10 protein-coding genes are annotated in these 14,381 nt (G+C 59.4%); 6 read left to right on the top strand and 4 right to left on the bottom strand.

What is annotated here, in order from left to right; all coding sequences use genetic code 11:
- Positions 1-141: 141 nt before the first annotated feature.
- The 4 genes from QPL98_RS00565 to QPL98_RS00550 all read right to left on the bottom strand — a co-directional run bounded on the left by QPL98_RS00565 (position 142) and on the right by QPL98_RS00550 (position 7,257).
- The gene (locus tag QPL98_RS00565; RefSeq protein ID WP_222179998.1) at positions 142-1,197 is read right to left on the bottom strand and encodes a class I SAM-dependent methyltransferase; all 1,056 of its coding nucleotides are present in this window, start codon (positions 1,195-1,197) and stop codon (positions 142-144) included.
- 133 nt (positions 1,198-1,330) lie between these two features.
- Positions 1,331-1,504 carry a hypothetical protein gene (locus tag QPL98_RS00560; protein ID WP_014421070.1) on the bottom strand — a complete coding sequence of 58 codons (174 nt, stop codon included), beginning with the start codon at positions 1,502-1,504 and terminating at the stop codon, positions 1,331-1,333.
- A 126-nt stretch (positions 1,505-1,630) separates the two neighbouring features.
- On the bottom strand, positions 1,631-2,308 hold the full coding sequence (gene can, locus QPL98_RS00555) for a carbonate dehydratase (RefSeq protein WP_011785417.1): 678 nt from the start codon (positions 2,306-2,308) through the stop codon (positions 1,631-1,633).
- 68 nt (positions 2,309-2,376) lie between these two features.
- Positions 2,377-7,257 carry an NAD-glutamate dehydrogenase gene (locus QPL98_RS00550; protein ID WP_303292444.1) on the bottom strand — a complete coding sequence of 1,627 codons (4,881 nt, stop codon included), beginning with the start codon at positions 7,255-7,257 and terminating at the stop codon, positions 2,377-2,379.
- 143 nt (positions 7,258-7,400) lie between these two features.
- Between QPL98_RS00550 and QPL98_RS00545 the strand changes: the two genes are divergently transcribed.
- The 6 genes from QPL98_RS00545 to QPL98_RS00520 are packed head-to-tail and all read left to right on the top strand — an operon-like array spanning position 7,401 to position 14,374.
- Positions 7,401-8,363 (top strand): MoxR family ATPase, encoded by a 963-nt coding sequence (locus tag QPL98_RS00545; RefSeq protein WP_011785419.1) that lies wholly within the window; start codon positions 7,401-7,403, stop codon positions 8,361-8,363.
- A gap of 31 nt (positions 8,364-8,394) precedes the next feature.
- A complete protein-coding gene (locus tag QPL98_RS00540) occupies positions 8,395-9,333 on the top strand; it encodes a DUF58 domain-containing protein (RefSeq protein WP_153740437.1) in 939 nt (312 codons plus the stop codon).
- The gene (locus tag QPL98_RS00535; RefSeq protein WP_153740438.1) at positions 9,330-9,797 is read left to right on the top strand and encodes a DUF4381 domain-containing protein; all 468 of its coding nucleotides are present in this window, start codon (positions 9,330-9,332) and stop codon (positions 9,795-9,797) included. The genes QPL98_RS00540 and QPL98_RS00535 overlap by 4 nt, the downstream gene beginning before the upstream one ends.
- On the top strand, positions 9,794-10,813 hold the full coding sequence (locus tag QPL98_RS00530) for a VWA domain-containing protein (protein WP_222179993.1): 1,020 nt from the start codon (positions 9,794-9,796) through the stop codon (positions 10,811-10,813). Before QPL98_RS00535 ends, QPL98_RS00530 begins: the two co-directional genes overlap by 4 nt.
- Complete coding sequence (locus QPL98_RS00525; protein WP_303292443.1) at positions 10,806-12,638, top strand: VWA domain-containing protein; 1,833 nt, start codon at positions 10,806-10,808, stop codon at positions 12,636-12,638. Before QPL98_RS00530 ends, QPL98_RS00525 begins: the two co-directional genes overlap by 8 nt.
- Positions 12,632-14,374 carry a BatD family protein gene (locus tag QPL98_RS00520; protein WP_303292442.1) on the top strand — a complete coding sequence of 581 codons (1,743 nt, stop codon included), beginning with the start codon at positions 12,632-12,634 and terminating at the stop codon, positions 14,372-14,374. The genes QPL98_RS00525 and QPL98_RS00520 overlap by 7 nt, the downstream gene beginning before the upstream one ends.
- Positions 14,375-14,381: the final 7 nt, after the last annotated feature.

Genomic DNA, 14,381 nt, shown 5'->3' with positions numbered 1-14,381 from the left:
CTAGAAATTAAACCTAAGTTAGGGGTGTTCACGCCGAACACCCTTTCCGGTCATGCCCCAGCCCTGACCCGGCTGGCCGGCCGCATTTTTCCGGACAAGATCTTTTGCCCCTTACCCCAGGGGCTTTTTTCTGTCTGTTTTTCAGCCCGACTTTTTCCGAAATGCCCGGTAAACGGTAAACCGCCGGTCCTGCGCAAGTTTCTCAACCGGGCCGATGTGTTGTCGAATCAGGGCTTCATACGGCAGAAAACTGTTGGCCACCAGCCTCAGCTCGCCGCCGTGCGCGAGATGCGCGGCCACCTGGGCCAGGAACTGCTCGGTCATGGAGGTATCGGTTTTTACACCGGTGTGGAAAGGCGGGTTGCTGATCACGGCCGGCCATTTGCCTTGAACGGCTGCCAGGCCATCGGCGGCAAAAATCTCACCGTTTACTCCTGCCTTACGGTAACTTTCCCGGGCACAGAACACGGCCTGCGCCTGAACATCGGTCCCATCTACTCGAATCGGCTTCTTCCCCGCCAACTGATGAAAACCATGCAGCCAGGACCCGATAACACCTGCACCGCAAGCGAAATCGAGCACCCGATCGACACCCAGGGGTGACTCAGCCAGGGTTTCCAACAACATCCGGGTGCCATCGTCCAGTCGACCCAGACTGAAAACGCCTGGCAAGCCGGCAACAGAGAGCGCCACGCCAGCGCAGGAAAGCTCCGTCCAGCTGAGCCAGTCAGTCAACCGGAATTCGGTCAGGGGTTGGGTATTTCTGCCGCACCAGACCTGGCAATGGCGGGCGCTGTCGACCTTTACAACCTCCCCGGCGACGACGGAAAACTGCTTTATGGCACCGGCAATGCCTTCCTTCTTCTCGCCAATAACCACCAGTGCCGCACCTGGTTTGCCGAGGTAACGAGCCAAAGCCAGGCGGAGCTCACACTCAGCCCGGGCTTTAGGCAAAAATACCACCACGGTATCGCAAGAGCCCTGCTGCTGCCGATCTGGCTCGTAACCAAAACAGCCAGCCCAGTCAGTGTCATGGGACAGGATTTGCCAAAGACCGGCGTGCTCGGTCATCGCGATACCGGGAACCGGGCATCGGGGCAAAAGCGATGCATCCGAGACGCCTAACAGCGCTGGGCGTCCATTCAACAGATGCGCATTGCGGAGCAGAACTTCGTGGGTATTGGGCAGTGCAGACATGGGTAGCGGACCATTGCCAGAATCATGAGCCGCGTATGCTAACCGGAAAAAAGCCCCGAGTCTGCCCTGTGGCATCAGTCGGGGCTGTCGCTATCGGGGTCGGCCTCTGGGGCCGCCCGGGAAGAGCCAGATATTATTTGTAACGTGCAACCGTACCCACACGCAGGGCGTCTTCAGGTGACATTCCCCAATCTTCCGGGGTGCGTGCTTCGGTGCGCTTGGCCTCAGCCCTTGCGCTATCCATGGCAGAACTTTCGTTTCTGCGGGTTCCCAGTGCCTGCAGGGCTTTCTGCATCAGTTCTTTCATGGTTTACCTCCCTTACTGCTTACAGTTGCTACTGTAACAGACGCAGAAGGTCACTACTGTGATGACGCCACGGGTCAGGAAGTGACGGACATCACGATTTTTTGACAGTTTTTGACAATCTTCGCATTATATTTTTTGGCGCCCGGAGCGGACCGGTCGTTCGATCAGCTCATCCAGGCTGGACTGACGAATCGTTTCCCGGTCTGCCTCACTGGCGATCGAGAGCCCCATATCCCTCAACAGACCGTCGGCCACGTCGTAAACGAAACCGTGCACAGTCAATGGCTGGCCGCGACGCCAGGCTTCCTGAACGATGTTGTTCTGGCACACATGCCCTACCTGCTCTACCACGTTCAGCTCACACAGGCGGTCTACCCGGTCCTGCACATTGGGAATGGCGTCCAGTACGGACTGGTGACGGTCACGCACGTCCTGAACATGGCGGAGCCAATTTGAAATCAGGCCAAAGCCTTCGTTCAGCAATGCCGCGCGCACGCCACCACAACCGTAATGCCCCACCACCAATACGTGTTTGACCTTCAACACTTCGATGGCGAACTGGAGCACCGACAGGCAGTTGAAATCTGTATGTACAACCACGTTGGCCACGTTTCTGTGCACGAAAAGTTCACCGGGGAGCAAGTCCACAATCTGGTTCGCAGGTACCCGACTGTCGGCACAGCCGATCCACAGGTACTCCGGTGCCTGCTGGTTCGAGAGCCGGTCAAAGAACTTCGGGTCCACCGACTTGATGCCATTGGCCCAGGCCCGGTTCTTGTCCAGTAGATGTTTCAGTGGTGCCATTATCTTGTTGCTCCTGCCATTGATTCCCGCTGCGGGATTGAACGGGAATCAACGACATAACGCAATAGTCAGTTGGTCGTTACGTCTTCCGGGCTCTGGTGCATGGTGCTTTGCGCCAGGTCCAGCAGCTCCCGCAGTGCGACCGAGAACATGGCGTATTCCGGTTCCCTTACACCTTTGAGTTCCGCCAGCATCGCGTTCCAGCGATCAATCATGTGCTGGTTGCGCTGCTCCCAGGCGTTCACACTATCGGTGACTTTCTCCGGGCTTTCAGCGGTTTTCAGCACACCGGTGGTCAGAGCCCGTTGCTGCCAGTCCAGATCCTCCCGGAAGCTTTCCCGCGCCAGGGCCTGCCAATGGGAACTTGGCGTCAACGCTGCGATGGCATTAGCGAACCAGGTCAGGTCGAGACGGTCACCCAGATCGTAGTACAGGTTGGCCACCGTTTTCAGCGGCATGCCTGTGGCTTCCTGTGCCTCGATAATACCAAGAGAGGAATACAGATAGCCGGTTCCTGCCAGCACCGACGCCAGTTCCTTCGGCAAACCCGCAGCCATCAGCTGATCATTGCGTTTTTCCCAATTGGCACGAGCCTGGTCGCCAAGGTATTCCGGCAGACCCGAGGTAATGGCCCAGACGCTGTCGGCAAACCGCTCCATGTGACTCTGGATATTGAGTTCTGCCCGGCGATTACGAAGCAACCAGCGCACAGCCCGACGCATCAGACGCATCAGATCCTGCATCAGCTCCATCTGCAGATCCGCAGAGATGTGGAAATCCAGGGCTTCGATCTTGTCCCACCAGCTGTCGATACGGAACACATCCCGGGCAATAATCCAGGCCAGGGCAATGGACGCCGCGTCAGCCCCGGTGGACTGGTTCAGGCGCTCCACAAAGGTAATGCCCATGTGGTTGACCATGTCGTTGGCGATCTGGGTTGCGATGATCTCCCGCCGCAGCTGGTGCTCACCCAGCTCCTTCGAGAAACGCTTGGTCAGATCCCGCGGGAAGACCTTGTACATCTCGCCCGCCAGCAGGGGGTTGTCCGGCAGATTGCTGTCGATCAGCACCTGCTTCAGGTCTCCTTTGACATAGGAGATCAGCACCGACAGCTCCGGCCTCGTCAGCCCTTTCTTGGCCAGCTTGCGCTCAGACAGGGTTTCGTCATCCGGCAGGAATTCCAGCGCCCGGTTGAGCTTGCCTTCGCTCTCGAAGGTATTCATCAGCCGACGATACTCTTCCAGCCGGGTGGCGGCATCCTCGCTGGCGATACTGATGGCCTGGGTCTGACGGTAGTTGTTCTTCAGCACCAGCGAGGCAACATCATCAGTCATTTCCTCCAGCATGATGTTGCGCTGCTTGCCAGTCAGATCGCCCATGGCTACCGCCCGGTTGAGCAGAATCTTCATGTTCACTTCATGGTCAGAGCAGTCGACGCCGCCCGAGTTGTCGATGAAGTCGGTATTCAGGCGACCACCCTTCAGGGCGTATTCAATCCGCCCCATCTGGGTGAAGCCGAGGTTACCGCCCTCGCCTACAACCCTGCAACGCAGCTCGGCACCATTGATCCGCAGGCCATCATTGGCCTTGTCGCCCACGTCGGAGTGACTTTCACCGCTGCCCTTCACGTAAGTGCCAATACCACCAATCCAGAGCAGGTCCACTTCGGCCTTGAGTATGTGACTGATCAGCATATTGGGCGGAACTCGGTCCGCCTTGATGCCCAGCAGCTTTTTCATTTCCGGGCTGACCGGAATGGACTTGGCATTGCGGCTGAATACGCCGCCGCCCTTTGAAATCAACTTGCTGTCGTAATCGGTCCAGGCGGAACGCGGCAGTTCAAACAGGCGCTTACGCTCCTTGTAGCTGCGTTCGGCGTCCGGGGTCGGGTCAATGAAGATGTGGATGTGGTTGAAGGCGGCCACCAGCCGGGTTTTTTCCGAGCACAGCAGGCCATTACCAAACACATCGCCCCCCATGTCACCGATGCCGATGGCGGTAAATTCATCCACGGCCGGGTTGATGCCCATCTCACGGAAATGCCGTTCCACCGAGACCCAGGCGCCCCGGGCAGTAATGCCCATTTTCTTGTGGTCATAACCGTTACTACCACCGGAGGCGAAGGCATCTCCCATCCAGAAGCCGTATTCCGCGGCCAGGCCATTAGCGATGTCGGAGAAAGTGGCGGTGCCTTTGTCAGCCGCCACCACGAGGTAGTGATCGTCTTCGTCATGGCGGATGACCCGCTCCGGCGGCTGGATGCCGGAATCCACCAGGTTATCTGTAATATCCAGCAAGCCCCGGATGAATGTTTTGTAGGCCGCAATACCCTCTGCCTGGAATGCCTCCCGGTCGGACGGATCGGGCAGACGCTTGGCCACAAAGCCACCCTTCGCGCCCACCGGCACAATGACGGCGTTTTTCACTTGCTGCGCTTTTACCAGGCCCAGAATTTCTGTGCGGTAGTCCTCGAACCGATCCGACCAGCGCAAACCACCACGGGCCACTTTGCCACCACGCAGGTGAACCCCCTCCACACGAGGGGAATACACAAAGATCTCGAACATGGGTAATGGCAGCGGCATGTCCGGAATCTGCGACGGGTCAAATTTCACACTGATGTAGGGCTTGGGCTGGCCCTCGCCATCCGGCTGGTAGTAGTTGGTGCGCAACGTCGCCTGCATCAGCTCCAGATACAGCCGTAGCACCCGATCCTCACTGAGGTTCTCCACTTCATCCAGGCCGGCGTTGAATTCGATTTCCAGTTTCTGCTGGGCCGCCTCGCTTTTACCCTTACTCTTGAAACGCTCAGGGTTGAATCGAACCTCAAAGTACTCCAGCAGGATCCGTGTCAGGTTGACGTGGTTGACCAACGTGTTGGAAATGAACGTCTGACTGTTGGAGAACCGGATCTGGCGCATGTAGCGGGCGTAAGTACGCAGCAACGCGATCTCACGCCAGCTCATGTAGGAGGACAACAACAGGCGGTTAAAGGCGTCGTTTTCGGCTTCACCGTGCCAGACCCGGCGGAACAACTCTTCGAAAATCGGGCGAATACGGTGAATATCCACCACGTTCCCAGTGTGGGACTGCAGGGTAAAGTCATGAATCCAAACCGTTTTACCCGTTCGGTCAATCACCTCAAACGGGTGCTCGCCAATCACCCGGAAACCGAGATTGTCGAAAATCGGCATCACATCCGACAGTGGCAGCGGCTCGTCCGGATAAAACAGTTTGAAATGCAGCGTGTTCTCGTCTTCTTCCAGGGCCCGGTAGAAGCTCATGGCCAGATCATCGTCGCGGGCAGAGGCAGTGATGTGCTCCAGGTCGATGGCCGCCCGGCGAGGTGAAAACATGTCAGTGTAGCTGGCGGGGAAACCGCCTGCCCAGACGCGATACAGCTCATTGCCCTGCTCTTCGCCATAGGCTTCGCTCAATGCCTCGTAGAGGCCGTCGCGCCAGGACTGGGCGAGCTCAATAACCTTGTCGCGGATCTCAGCCAGCGGCAACTGGCGGTTTTCCACCTGTGGCACCCGGATGGTGAACTGTACCCGGGCCAGCACCGATTCGGAAAAATGAGTAACAAACTCAATGTCCTCGGCCTCCAGGCGATCCAGCAGCACCTGTTCCACCTTCAGGCGCAGCTCCGTGTTGTAGATGTCCCTGGGGAAGAAGGCCAGACAGGTTACAAACTGGCCGTAAACATCCTCCCGCATGAACAGCTCAATCCGGCGACGTTCCTGGATGTACAGAATGTTCTTGGCAACACGCAGTAGTTCGTCGGTTTCAATCTGGAACAGCTCGTCCCGCGGATACAGCGTCAGGATCTGCTCCAGCTCCTTGCCAGCGTAATCGTCGGTCAGGAAGCCGGATCGCTTCATCACGCTCTGGAACTTGCGCCGTAACAGCGGAATCTCATCGGGACGCTCGTTGTAGACTCGAGCGGTGTATAGACCGAGGAAGCGGCGCTCACCCACCACTTCGCCCTTGCTGTTGAATTTCTTGACCGCAATGTAATCCGGATAGGCCGGCCGGTGCACGCGAGACCGCTGCGCCGATTTGGCGAAGATGAAGATGTCATCGGAACGGGTCATTTCATGGCGGGTACGCTGTGGCAGCTCATTCAGCCGAACCCGATCCGGGCGTTCGTTGTTGACCCGAAGAATACCCAGCTCCGAGTTCTCCACCCGGCGTACCACCATGCCCTGCTTGTCCTTGGCAAAGTCGTATTCGTCGTACCCCAGGAATGTGAAGTGGTCATCCACCAGCCAAGACAGAAAAGCCCGGGCTTCTTCCTTACCTTCCTCACTGATTCCAGCCGTGGTGGCATCCAGCTCCTTGACGATCTCGCTGACCTTCTCTTTCACAATCGGGAAATCACCCACCGCAATGCGTACCTCATGCAGCACTTTCTGCAGAGTCTGCTCCAGGTCGCGCAGGTCTTCCGGGGCACTGTGGCGGTCGATTTCAAGCACGATGAACGCTTCGTAGCTTGCGTCCTTCGATGCCTTTTTGGTGGTGTGCAGTTTCTTCAGCTTACCATTGTCATCCCGCTCCACTCGCAGGATGGAGTGCTGAATGGAGTGGGTGCCGATTTCCCGCTGATTGATGGCCATGCGCAGGGAATCAATCAGGAACGGAATATTGGGATGGAGAATGAAAACAACGCTGTGGGTGGACTGCCAGCCGTCGCTTTCCAGGTCCGGGTTGAACACCGAAACCGGGGTTTCATCAGCACTGCGTTTTTGCAGGAATTGCCACGCCGCCAGGACGGCACCGTAGGTATCCGAGAAGCGGCGACTGACCAGCTCCTCCAGAGGAATATGAGCATAATGCTGTCTGGCAAAATCCGCGATCTTCTTTGCCTCGGTTTTTGCAATCTTTTCTGAGAACGCATCGGCCAACTGTTCGAAAAACTGATCCTTGCTGGCGATTGTCAGCGCATTCATATCCGACCTCTGGTTTGTGTGAAAGAAACGTAATCAGGGTATCGTCACATAAGCATAGTCAAACCCTTGATTTTTGCCGGCCAGACGCCAAAACTGCGGCAATCACTTACGCAGGCATTCATACATCAAGAGCAGTTATTTTCATGTCGTTACAGCAAACGTTCGGTGATCTCAGAGCACAGCTGGCCAAGCGTATTATTGGCCAGGACAAACTGGTCGACCGGCTACTGATTGCCCTTCTGGCCGATGGCCATCTTCTGGTTGAGGGCGCGCCGGGGCTGGCCAAAACCACCGCGGTGAAAGCACTGGCCGACCATCTGGAGGGTGACTTCCACCGGATCCAGTTCACTCCGGATCTGCTGCCTTCCGATGTCACCGGCAGCGAAATCTACCGCGCGGAGACCGGCACCTTTGAATTCCAGCGCGGTCCCATTTTCCACAACCTGGTGCTCGCCGATGAAATCAACCGGGCACCGGCGAAAGTCCAGTCGGCCCTGCTCGAGGCCATGGGCGAACGCCAGATCAGTGTTGGCATGAGAACCTTTCCCCTGCCCAAACTGTTCATGGTGATGGCGACCCAGAACCCGATTGAACAGGAAGGCACCTACCCGCTGCCGGAAGCCCAGCTTGATCGCTTCCTCATGCATGTGGTGATTGACTATCCCTCTGCCGATGCCGAGCGTGAGATTCTGCACCTTGCGCGCAGTGACTACCGTCAGGGAATCCCGAACGTAGACATTCGTCTAACCCAGGAACAAGTGATGGCCGCCCGGCAGGCGGTTTCGGATATCTACATGGCGGAACCTGTGGAGCAGTACCTGCTGGCGTTGATTCTCGCCACCCGAGATGCCGCAACCCTGGACCCTGAACTCGCTCGATGGACCGCCTTCGGCGCCAGCCCCCGCGGCACTATCGCACTGGACCGATGCGCCCGGGCACTGGCCTGGCTCGATGGACGGGATTACGTGACACCGGACGACGTTCAGACCATGGCTTACGATGTGCTGCGCCACCGGATTCTGTTGACCTTTGAAGCCGAGGCCGAAGGCATGACCGCCGATTCCGTGTTGCAGAGGCTGATCGACCGGGTTCCGGTTGCCGCCTGAGGTGTTGCTGACAGGAGACCATCACAGCGTCATGGCAGATTCCAGCCCAGCCACTCTCATTACCCTGCCAGAGCTGGTGCGCCTGCAGGCAGATGCACGAGCTCTGAAGCTGCCATCGGTAAAACCGGTCCGGTCACGCCAGGCCGGGCTACGGCAGTCACGGCAGAAAGGGCGCGGAATGACGTTTTCCGAAGTGCGCCAGTACCAACCCGGTGATGACATTCGCAGTATAGACTGGCGGGTAACGGCCCGGCGCCAGGCACCGCACACCAAGCTGTACGAGGAAGAGCGGGAGCGACCGGTACTGTTGATTGTCGATCTCGGGCCGACCCTGTTCTTTGCCAGTGCCGGCGCCTACAAACAGGTTCGGGGTGCCCAGGTTGCGGCTCTGCTGGCCTGGCTGGCACTCTGGGCAGGTGACCAGGTGGGGGGCCTGGTATTCAATGACCGGGACCTGGCCGTACTCCGGCCCGCCCGGCGCCGTAAGTCCGTCTTGCGCCTTCTGGATCACCTGGCCAACCACCAGCACCAGGGCAAAACACCACCGCCCCCTGCAACGGACTCCAGCCATGGGCTGGACACAGCGCTGGCAGAAGCCCGCCGGGTCACACACACCGGTTCCCGCGTTTTTATCATCAGTGACTTCATGAATATCACCGAGCAGACCACTACCCTGCTGGGCGCCATGAGCCGGCACAACTCGGTCAGTGCCATCCGCATTCAGGACCCGCTGGAAAAGGCACTGCCTTCTTCCGGCCGGTTTGCCGTTGCCGGCCCGGACGGCCCGATCTGGTTCGATGCCTCTAATCCTCGCTTCCAGCAGGCCTGGCAAGGCAAAATCGACGCCCATGAGCAACGTCTGGCCGACTGTTTTCGGGCATCCGGCGTGGCTTCTGCAACGCTGTCGACCGGAGAGGATCCGGCTAAGACCCTGCGCCTGCTGCTGGGCCCGGGAGGTCGCATCGGATGAACCCTCAGGATCCCCTGGCACAACTTCGTGATATCCAGTTACCAGCTACCGGTGGTTGGTGGCCCCCGGCCCCTGGCTGGTGGCTGCTGGCGATACTGACGATTGCCGCTGTGTTGGTATTTGCGTGGCTGTGGCGCCGTGAGCGCCGAAAGCTTCGCTGGAAACGCAGAGCCTGGTCCGAACTGCAACAGCTTGAAACCAAGGCCCGGCCTGCGCCGGAATGGTTCGCGGCGCTCAATGCCCTGCTCAAACGAGCGGCACGGCAGAGTCATCCGGAAAAGCATCCAGAGGCCATGACCGGGCAGCAGTGGATCGACTTCCTCCTGGAAACCGCGCCGAAAGACCGCATCGCCGCCCGTCCCGTCGTTGAGGCTATGGTCACAAGCACCTGGCAACCACGTCCCGGCGCACAGACTGAACAGGCGCTGGCGTTCGCCAGAACCTGGTTGGAGGCCCAGTCATGATCAGTCTGGCTTACCCGTGGGTGCTGTTACTGGCATTGCTGCCGCTGCTACTTGGTAACCGCAAGCGGCAGAGCGAACCGGTGGATGCTCCGGTCATTCCGGTCGGGCACTGGTTGTCCGGAATGCCGGGCGTGAGCTCCCGGGGAAGATCAACGCCGCTCTGGCGCCAGCTTCTGCTATTGCTGGCCTGGCTATGCCTGGTGGTCGCCCTGGCCCGCCCTCAGCATGTTGGCGAAGAAATCCAGATGCCCGTAACCGGCCGCGATCTGATGTTAGTGGTCGACATTTCTCCCAGCATGGACGAACAGGACATGGTGCTTCAGGGCCGCAGCATCAACCGCTTGCAGGCGGTGAAACGGGTGCTGGATGATTTCATAGACCAGCGTGAGGGCGACCGGCTGGGGCTCATTCTGTTCGGCACCGAACCTTACGTTCAGGCGCCACTGACCTTCGACCGGGAAACGGTACGGACCCTGCTGTTCGAGGCAGGCCTGGGCATGGCTGGCCGGGCCACCGCCATCGGGGACGCCATCGGATTATCGGTGAAACGTCTGCGCGAACGCCCACAGGAACAACGCGTGGTGATCCTGCTGACAGATGGGGCAAATACCGCTGGCCAGGTCAGCCCGGACAAGGCCACGGAAATTGCCCAGGCTGCCGGTGTGCGGCTTTACACCATCGGCATCGGCGCCGATACCATGATCCAGCGCGGGCTGCTGGGTTCAAGGCGGGTCAATCCCTCAAGGGACCTTGATGAGGAACTGCTCACGCGCATGGCAGAACAGACCGGTGGCCGGTATTTCCGGGCCCGAAGCCTGCCAGAGCTGGAAATGATCTACGACAGCATCAATCAGCTCGAACCGATAGAACAGGATGGCCAGTTCTACCGGCCGGTGACAGAACTCTACGCCTGGCCCGCCGGCATGGCCGCCGGGCTTTGGCTTCTGTTAATTGCCCTGCGACTGGCCTCCAACCGTTATCAGCAAAACACCGCTACGGAGGCTGGCCATGGCTGACTTCCATTTTCTGCGCCCCTTGTGGTTAATTCTGTTACTGGCGGTTCCAGCCCTGTTTCTGGCCCGACATCAACTTCGCCAGGGTGAGACCGGATGGGCCCGATACATCCCCGCTCACCTGTTACAGCCCCTGATTCGTTCCCGGGCCAACGAAACTACTGGCACCACCCGATCGCCCCTGTTGCCCCTGAGTCTGGCTCTGGTTCTGCTCGCAATTGCCCTCACCGGGCCAAGCTGGCGACAGGCACCGACTCCCCTGAAACAAACCCAGGACAGCCTGGTCATTCTTCTGGATCTGTCACTTTCGATGCTGGCCACCGACGTAGAACCGGACAGGCTGACCTTGGCCAAACGCAAGGTCCGCGACATTCTCGAGCAGCGAAAAGGCGGTTTGACGGCGCTGGTGGTCTACTCCGGCGACGCCCACACGGTAACGCCACTTACCGGCGACACCCGCACCATTGAGGCCATGCTTAGCGTGCTGGACCCCACCATCATGCCTGCCCAGGGCAACCGCGCCGATCTGGCCGTGCGGCAGGCGGTCGACCTGCTGGACCAGGGCGCACCGGGCCAGGGTCGCATACTGCTGATCTCCGAGGCGGTACCGGAACAGCAATACAGTGCAATCCGTCAGCAACTGGCAGATACTCCCTATCCCCTGAGTACTTTGGTGGTGGGCACCCGCGAAGGCGGCCCCATCCCCCTGGCAAAGCGCGGATTCATTCGGGACAACGGCAGGATTGTCATCAGCCAGGCCGAACCAGACTCCCTGGCCCAACTGGCCAGCATCAACGGCGGAACCAGCCACGAACTGACCCTGGATGACCAGGATATTCGCGCCCTGGCCCTGGAGCCATCACAGACCGACGAATGGCAGAACGAACAGGACGGCATGACCGTTAATCGCTGGCAGGACGACGGTTACTGGCTGCTCTGGCTGGCCCTGCCGTTACTGATTCTGGGCTGGCGCCGGGGAGCCTTTGCCATTCTCGCCTTTGCGCTGATTCCGCTGGCAGGCGCACCGCGCCCGGTTCAGGCCCTGGACTGGGGCAGCCTGTGGCAGCGCGAAGACCAGCGTGGCCCGGACCTCATTCAGCAGGATCCGGCCAGGGCGGCCACCGTTCTGGAGCAGCCGGGTTGGCGCGGCTCAGCACTCTATCGTGATGGCCAGTACAGCGACGCCGCGGAAGCCTTTGCCAACCAACCGGGTGCCATTGGCGACTACAACCGGGGCAACGCCCTGGCCCGGGCCGGCCAACTGGAAGAAGCCGTCGACGCCTATCAGCAGGCACTGGAACAGCAGCCGGATTTCGAAGATGCGCACTTCAATCAGCAACTGGTAAAGCAGCTCCTGAACCAGCAACAGAAATCCCAGGGCGAGGGAGAAGGCGACAACAACCAGGAAAGCAACGATCAGAATCCCGGACAGCAGAATAGCTCCGGAGGCCAGGGCAATGACAGCCAGGACAGCGCCGGGCAGGATTCCGCAAACAACAATGGCGAGAATCAGAATCCCCGCCCTGGCGAGCAACAGCAGCCCTCCGAGAACGGCGAAAATTCACAGGATAACGCCGGAGAGCCACAACCGGAGGATGGCACACAGGAGCAGCAGGCAAATGCCCAGGCAGACCCGGATGGGCCTTCCGGAGAGGGGCAGAATCCTGCCAGTGCGCCGGCCGAAATATCAGAACAACCCCTGAGCCAGGGCCAGGAACAGTGGCTGCGCCGCATACCGGATAACCCCGGCGGATTGCTGCAGCGCAAGTTCCTGCAACAGCACCAACAACGACAGACAACACCCGATGAGGGCGACACACCATGGTAACGCGCGTTCTCTCCCTTGCCGCGACACTCCTGCTACTGCTCCTGTCAGCGGCCGGTCATGCTGCCGACAAACTGGTGGTGGAACCGGATCGCACCCAGCTCTACGAAGGTGAGGTACTGACCCTGACCGTCAAGGGCTCCATGAAAATCGACATCAATCTGAGCAATCTGTTCAGCTTCGATCTGTCACAGTTGCCTTCGCCAGATATCGAAAAGGTGGAGCCGGATTTCGAAATTCTGGCCCGCAACCAGCGCTACAGCGTGCAAACCGTCAACAACGAAATGGTAGGCGAAATAACCTGGACCTATCAGCTCGCCCCGACCAGCACCGGTACACTGACAATTCCCGAACTGATGTTCAAGGATTCCATTTCCGACCCGGTCGACATCGAGGTTATTTCCGGCACCCCTCCGGATCAACCGGCGGCCAGCCGTGACAGCTTTATCGAGCTGTCCGCAGACAAGGCGGAAGTGTACGTTCAGGAACAGCTGGTACTGACCATACAGTTGTTCTTCTCCGGCAACCTGATCCGGGGAGAGCTGTCGGAGCCTGAGCACCCGGACGCCATCATCGAGTCACTGGGCAAACAGCGTGAGTTTACCCGCTATCGCGACGGAATCCGGTATCGGGTGGTTGAGCGGCGTTACGCCATCTTTCCCCAAACACCGGGCACTCTCAGCCTGGAGCCTATCCGGTTTGAGGGCCAGGCCAGGGATGCCTCGGGCCAGTTGCGCTTCCTTCGCGACCGGCAGCAACTCTATGACGTTCCGGTCAAACCCGTACCTGCCGGATATCCGGACAATCAGCCCTGGTTACCAGCACGAAGTCTGACCCTGAGCGACGAAGGCCTGCCCTCTACCCAGGAACTCGCCGTCGGCAGCAATCTCAGCCGGAAAGTGACCCTACAGGCGCTAGGATTGCCCGCCGAAGCCCTGCCGCCTATATCCCGGGAGCTACCGGACGCCATCCGCAGCTACCCGGAACAGCCCCTGCGCAATACCGAAACCACTCCGGAGGGACTTCGCGCCACACTGCAGCAGGTGACCGCCCTGGTGCCTGTCCAGGCGGGCGAAACCACCCTGCCCGCGCTTCGTGTACCCTGGTGGAACACCGACACCGACCAGTTGGAGCACGCCGTGTTGCCGGAGCGCCGTTTCCGGATTACCGGCGATAACGCCACCTCCGCGCCGCCCGCACAGATAACGGACGATTCAGCGAGGCCCACAGGTTCACCGGTAACCCCGGAGACAACCGAGGGCTCAGAACCATACGGAAACCGCCTCTGGCTTTGGGCTACGGTTGTGTTTGCGGCCCTTTGGTTGCTGACCCTGGCGCTCTGGTGGCGGGCTCGTCAAACCTCAGCACCGGGCTCCAAAGAACCCGTCGATGGCGGCATCGACAACGAACGTGAAGCGTTTGAAGCACTTCAGGCTGCGGTCAAACGAGGCTCCGGGGAAACGTCTACGCTGCTGCTGCGCTGGGCCCGACTGCGCTTCCCAAGGCTCTCATTTGATTCCGTTTCGGATCTGTTCAAACTGACAGAAGACCGCGCACTGAAAACCGCCTTTGACCGCTTTCAGGCCGGACTGTATTCGGGCCAGCACCATACCCACGAAGAGAATGCGAGGCAACAACTGCAACAGGCACTGGATAGCCTGCGCCGGAACACCGCCCGGGACAACGAAGCGTCATCGCCAGACCTGCCGCCGCTGTATCCCGCGTCTCTCTCGCGCTGATTCCGGC

Source organism: Marinobacter sp. ST-43 (genome assembly GCF_030541085.1).
Taxonomy (GTDB): Bacteria; Pseudomonadota; Gammaproteobacteria; order Pseudomonadales; family Oleiphilaceae; genus Marinobacter; species Marinobacter nauticus.
This window is presented reverse-complemented; position numbering and strand designations above follow the sequence as displayed.

What these genes read in the sequence shown, in the direction of transcription:
- QPL98_RS00530 (WP_222179993.1), top strand. Translation starts at nt 9,794, where the DNA reads ATGATCAGTCTGGCTTACCCGTGGGTGCTGTTACTGGCATTGCTGCCG.
- QPL98_RS00525 (WP_303292443.1), top strand. Translation starts at nt 10,806, where the DNA reads ATGGCTGACTTCCATTTTCTGCGCCCCTTGTGGTTAATTCTGTTACTG.
- QPL98_RS00560 (WP_014421070.1), bottom strand. Translation starts at nt 1,504, where the DNA reads ATGAAAGAACTGATGCAGAAAGCCCTGCAGGCACTGGGAACCCGCAGA.
- QPL98_RS00545 (WP_011785419.1), top strand. Translation starts at nt 7,401, where the DNA reads ATGTCGTTACAGCAAACGTTCGGTGATCTCAGAGCACAGCTGGCCAAG.
- QPL98_RS00550 (WP_303292444.1), bottom strand. Translation starts at nt 7,257, where the DNA reads ATGAATGCGCTGACAATCGCCAGCAAGGATCAGTTTTTCGAACAGTTG.
- QPL98_RS00535 (WP_153740438.1), top strand. Translation starts at nt 9,330, where the DNA reads ATGAACCCTCAGGATCCCCTGGCACAACTTCGTGATATCCAGTTACCA.
- QPL98_RS00520 (WP_303292442.1), top strand. Translation starts at nt 12,632, where the DNA reads ATGGTAACGCGCGTTCTCTCCCTTGCCGCGACACTCCTGCTACTGCTC.
- QPL98_RS00540 (WP_153740437.1), top strand. Translation starts at nt 8,395, where the DNA reads ATGGCAGATTCCAGCCCAGCCACTCTCATTACCCTGCCAGAGCTGGTG.
- can (WP_011785417.1), bottom strand. Translation starts at nt 2,308, where the DNA reads ATGGCACCACTGAAACATCTACTGGACAAGAACCGGGCCTGGGCCAAT.
- QPL98_RS00565 (WP_222179998.1), bottom strand. Translation starts at nt 1,197, where the DNA reads ATGTCTGCACTGCCCAATACCCACGAAGTTCTGCTCCGCAATGCGCAT.